At 69.1% G+C, this 4,469-nt stretch carries 4 protein-coding genes; 3 read left to right on the forward strand and 1 reads right to left on the reverse strand.

Annotated features, from left to right (window positions below):
* On the reverse strand, window positions 1–1,173 hold a 1,173-nt coding region (locus P409_RS27550; protein WP_034845933.1), incomplete at its 3' end, for a YcjX family protein.
* Window positions 1,174–1,422: 249 nt separating this feature from the next.
* Between P409_RS27550 and P409_RS27555 the strand changes: the two genes are divergently transcribed.
* The 3 genes from P409_RS27555 (at window position 1,423) to P409_RS27565 (ending at window position 4,347) form a co-directional block, all read left to right on the forward strand.
* A complete protein-coding gene (locus P409_RS27555; RefSeq protein ID WP_034845934.1) occupies window positions 1,423–2,211 on the forward strand; it encodes a YdcF family protein in 789 nt (262 codons plus the stop codon).
* A gap of 41 nt (window positions 2,212–2,252) precedes the next feature.
* Window positions 2,253–2,891, forward strand: coding sequence for a 5,6-dimethylbenzimidazole synthase (gene bluB, locus P409_RS27560; RefSeq protein ID WP_034845935.1), 639 nt, complete (start codon window positions 2,253–2,255; stop codon window positions 2,889–2,891).
* A gap of 127 nt (window positions 2,892–3,018) precedes the next feature.
* A complete protein-coding gene (locus tag P409_RS27565) occupies window positions 3,019–4,347 on the forward strand; it encodes an ABC transporter substrate-binding protein (RefSeq protein ID WP_034845936.1) in 1,329 nt (442 codons plus the stop codon).
* Window positions 4,348–4,469: the final 122 nt, after the last annotated feature.

Here is a 4,469-nt window from a genome sequence, read left to right on the forward strand (position 1 = left end):
GGCGACGCAGCGCAGGGTCTCGCCCTCATGCTTGACGTCCACCTCCCGGGTGGCGCGCAGCGAGGCGATCGCCATCGACCGGGCGGTGGCGCCCTGGAAGGCGGTGCGGCGCACGCTCTGCTGCAGCAGCTCGTCCATCAGCCCGACCAGCGGCTCATGGCCCTCGCGCGGCAGGTGATCGGCCTTGGTGGCGGCGAACAGCACGCGGCGGATCCGGCTCTCGAACGGCCACAACCAGTTGATGCCGCCGGTCTTGAAGCAGGTCAGGATGTCGTCCATGGCCCGGCCCAGATCCTCCAGGCTCTCCGGCCCGGCCGCGAGATGGGCCAGCAGGTCGACCAGCACGATCTGGCGGTCCAGCCGGCTGAAATGGTCGTTGAAGAAGGGGCGGATCACTTTGGCCTTGTAGGCCTCGAACCGCTCCTCCATCAGCCGCCACAGCGACCCGCGGGGCGTGTCTCGCGGCCGCGGCAGCGGGCAGAAGGTGAGGGCGGGGGACCCTTCCAGGTCGCCCGGCAGCAGGAAGCGGCCGGGCTGCAGCCGGCTCAAGGGAATGGCATGGGTGCGGCAGCCGCGCAGATAATCGGTATAGAGCCGCGCCGCCTCGATCGCGTCGGTCTCCTTCGCAGGGCCGGCGGGGTCGAGCGTCGCGATGGCGTCGCGCCAGGGCTGGGACAACGGCGCGCGGACGCCGGTGCCGGCCAGGGCCAGCGTCTCCTCGGCCCAGCCGGAATAGTCGCGCTCCAGCAGCGGCAGGTCGATCAGCCACTCGCCCGGATAGTCGAAGATGTCGAGATGCAGCACCTGGTCGCCCAGCAGGCTGCGCAAGCCCCCCTTGGGCGCGAAGCGCAGCGACAGCCGCAGCTCGGCGATGTTGCGGGTGCCGGGCGGCCAGTCCGGATACCCGCCGGTGCCGGTCAGCCGCGCCACCGCCTCCTCATAGGGGAAGCGCGGCAGCTCCGGATGCGGCTGCGGCCGCAGCACCGCGGCGCGCAGCCGGTCCTCGGCCACGGCGTCGAGCAGGCCGAAGCGCCGCGGATCGGTCAGCCCATGCACCAGCGCGGCGATGAACACCGATTTGCCGGCGCGGCTCAGCCCGGTGACGCCGAGGCGGATGCGACGGTCGAACAGCTCGCCGGCCCGATCGAGAAGGTCGGTGGGAAACAGCTCCATGAACGGGCGGCGGACTCCGGTGGCCTGGGACGGACAGCCGCGGATCAAACCATACGCGTGGCCTTCACGCGTATGGATAATTTGATCCGCAACTTAACGCACGGGGTTTCGGACCTGACGCTGTCAGGACCGAAACCCCAGGGCCCATGTGCGATTGCCGCGTCTCCGCTTCAACCCGCGCATGGCCCGCGGGTTGCATCTTCGGCCGCGATCCGCCATTCCTCGACGGTCGCGCCGGGTGGGGGAGCGGTGTTCTTTTTCCTGTCGAAGCTGATCTGGTTCTTCGTCCAGCCGCTCGGCCTCCTGCTGCTGGGGCTGCTGCTGGCCACGGCCGGGTTCCTGTACCGCTCCCGCCGTCTGGCCCGGCGGCTGGTGATGGCGCTGACCCTGGCCTTCGCCGCCATCTGCGTGCTGCCGGTCGGCGACCTGATGATCCTGCCGCTGGAGAACCGCTTCGCCAAGCCGCGGGAGCTGCCGGCCACGATGGAGGGAATCATCGTCCTGGGCGGGGCGGAGCAGAATGTCCTGTCCGGCGCCCGGGGCGAGCCGATGCTGAACGGCGCCGGCGAGCGGCTGTTCGCCGCGCTTGACCTCGCCCGCCGCTTTCCGGAGGCGCAGATCGTGTTCTCCGGCGGGCTCGGCGACCCGTGGAACGGCATCCCGCCGCAATCCGATATCTTCCGCGACGTCATGCTGATGGCCGGGGTGCCCGAGCAGCGGCTGCTGCTCGAGGGCCAGGCCCGCAACACCGACGAGAACGTGCTGCTGCTGAAGCAGATGGTGCAGCCCCAGCCCGGGCAGAACTGGGTGGTGGTCACCAGCGCCTATCACATGCCGCGGTCGATGGGGCTGTTCGCCAAGGCCGGCTGGAAGGTGGTGCCCTGGCCGGTCGACTATCGCGGCCTGCCGCCGACGCTGCTGCCTCGGGCGGACCTGGTCGAGCAGATCGACGTGCTGAACATCGCCATGCATGAATGGATCGGCCTCGTCGCCTACTGGACCACAGGCCGCATCGACACCCCGTTTCCCGGCCCCTGATCGGCGGCTATAGCTGGGGCATCGCCGTCCGGAGGATCGCTGTGGCCGCCCCCGACTTCCCGCCCGAGTTCCACGACCGCTTCGCCGATCTGCTGCGCTGGCGCCGCGACGTCCGCCGCTTCCGCCGCGACCCGCTGCCGCCCGGGCTGCTCGACCGGCTGCTGGACCTCGCCTGCCTCGCCCCCTCGGTCGGCAACAGCCAGCCCTGGCGCTTCGTGCTGGTCGAGGATGCGGTGCGGCGGGCGGCGGTGCGATCCGTGTTCAGCCGGTGCAACGCCGATGCCGCCTCCGGCTACGAGGGCGAGCGCGCTGTCCACTACCGCCGGCTGAAGTTGGCGGGGCTGGAGGAGGCGCCGGTCCAGCTCGCCGTGTTTTGCGACCGGTCGACCGGGCAGGGGCACGGGCTCGGCCGCCAGACCATGCCGGAGACGCTGGACCATTCCGCCGTCACCGCCATCCACACGCTGTGGCTGGCCGCGCGGATCGAGGGCGTCGGCCTCGGCTGGGTCTCGATCCTGGAGCCGGAGGCGGTGGCGGCGCTGCTCGACGTGCCGCCCGAATGGCATCTCGTCGGCTATCTCTGCCTCGGCTTTCCCGAATCGGAGGAATCGGTGCCCGAGCTGGAGCGCGAGGGCTGGCAATCCCGCCTCGGCGCCTGCCGCGCCGTGCTGCGGCGCTAGCGGCCCGGCTTGACACCCGAGCGACCGCTGGACGATTGTATCCAGGAAGATACAAATGTTTTGCGTCGGCGCGGACAAGGTCTCGCCGGCGAATGGGCATGACAGATCGGAAAGGGAGGCGAACCCAATGAAGAAGCTGTTGTTCTCCGGCGCCGCGATCGCCGCGCTGCTCACCGCCGGCCAGGCCATGGCCTGGAGCCTGAAGGAGGCGGCCGAGCCCTACAAGGGCACCACGATCAAAGCGATCTTCCTTGATCGGCCGGGCTATCGCGCCGCGATCCAGCTGCTGCCGCAGTTCGAGCAGGAGACCGGGATCAAGGTCGAGTACGAGATCCTGCCCTATGAGAACAGCCGCGAGCGCGAAGTCCTTGATTTCACGGCCGGCGGCGAGATCGACGTGGTCCTGACCGACGTCGTCTGGATCGGCGAATACGCCGACAGCGGCTGGCTGGTGCCGCTGAAGACATTCACCGAGGATCCGGCCCTGGCCGATCCGGCGCTGAACCTGAAGGGCTTCTTCCCGATCCTGCTGGAGAGCTTCGGCACCTGGAACAAGGAGCTGTACGGCCTGCCCTTCGACAACTATTCGGGCCTGCTGTTCTACAACAAGTGCATGCTCAAGGATGCCGGCTTCGACAAGCCGCCGGCCACATGGGACGAGCTGCTGACCACTTACGGGCCGAAGCTGACCCATGACGGCAAGTACGCCTATGCCCTGCAGTCGCGCCGCGGCGAGACCCAGTCGGCCGACAGCTTCATGCGCGTGCTGTGGCCCTTCGGCGGGTCGCTGCTGAACGCCGACTTCAAGTCCAATCTCACCTCGGCGGAGTCACAGAAGGGGCTGAAGTTCCGGCAGGATCTGATGAAGTACATGCCCCCGGGCATCGTCGACTACGACCACGCGGAATCGGTCAACGCCCTGGCCCAGGGCCAGGTGGCGATGATCACCGAATGGTCGTCCTTCTATTCGACGCTGGTCGACCCGGCGACGTCGAAGCTGGGCGACTGCCTGGGCGTCGCCACCGAGCCGAAGGGCGAGGCCGGGCTGAAGCCGGCGCTGGGCGGCTTCTCGCTCGGCGTCGCGTCGCAGGCGAGTGAGGCGGAGCAGAAGGCCTCCTGGCTGTTCATCCAGTGGATCACCTCCGAGGCGATGGCCAAGCCCTATGTCGAGGCCGGCGGCGTCTCCGGCCGCACCGCGGTCTATGACGACCCGGCGATCAAGGCGAAATACGCCTTCGTCGAGCCGACGGTGGCGTCCTGGCAGGGCGGCGTGCCGTCCTTCCGGCCGCGCTTCCCGGAATGGCCGGCGATCTCCGAGATCGTCGCCGAGTTCGGCACCAAGATCATGCTGGGCGAGGAGACCACCGAATCCGGCGCCCAGAAGATCGGCGAGCGCATGGAGGCCGTGCTGCAGAAGGCCGGCTACTATGACGGCAAGAAGGACAAGCTGCAGTAAGCTCTCGGCCTGAGAGGCCGGGCCACCCCCTCGCCCGGAACCGCTGCGCGGTTCCGACCTCTCCCCAAGGAAGAGGTGAACTTTCCCTCTCCTCGGGGAGAGGGAGGGGCCCGCGGCGAAGC

It is taken from the genome of Inquilinus limosus MP06, assembly GCF_000767795.1.
Taxonomy (GTDB): domain Bacteria; phylum Pseudomonadota; class Alphaproteobacteria; order DSM-16000; family Inquilinaceae; genus Inquilinus; species Inquilinus limosus_E.

What these genes read in the sequence shown, in the direction of transcription:
- P409_RS27565 (WP_034845936.1), top strand. Translation starts at nt 3,019, where the DNA reads ATGAAGAAGCTGTTGTTCTCCGGCGCCGCGATCGCCGCGCTGCTCACC.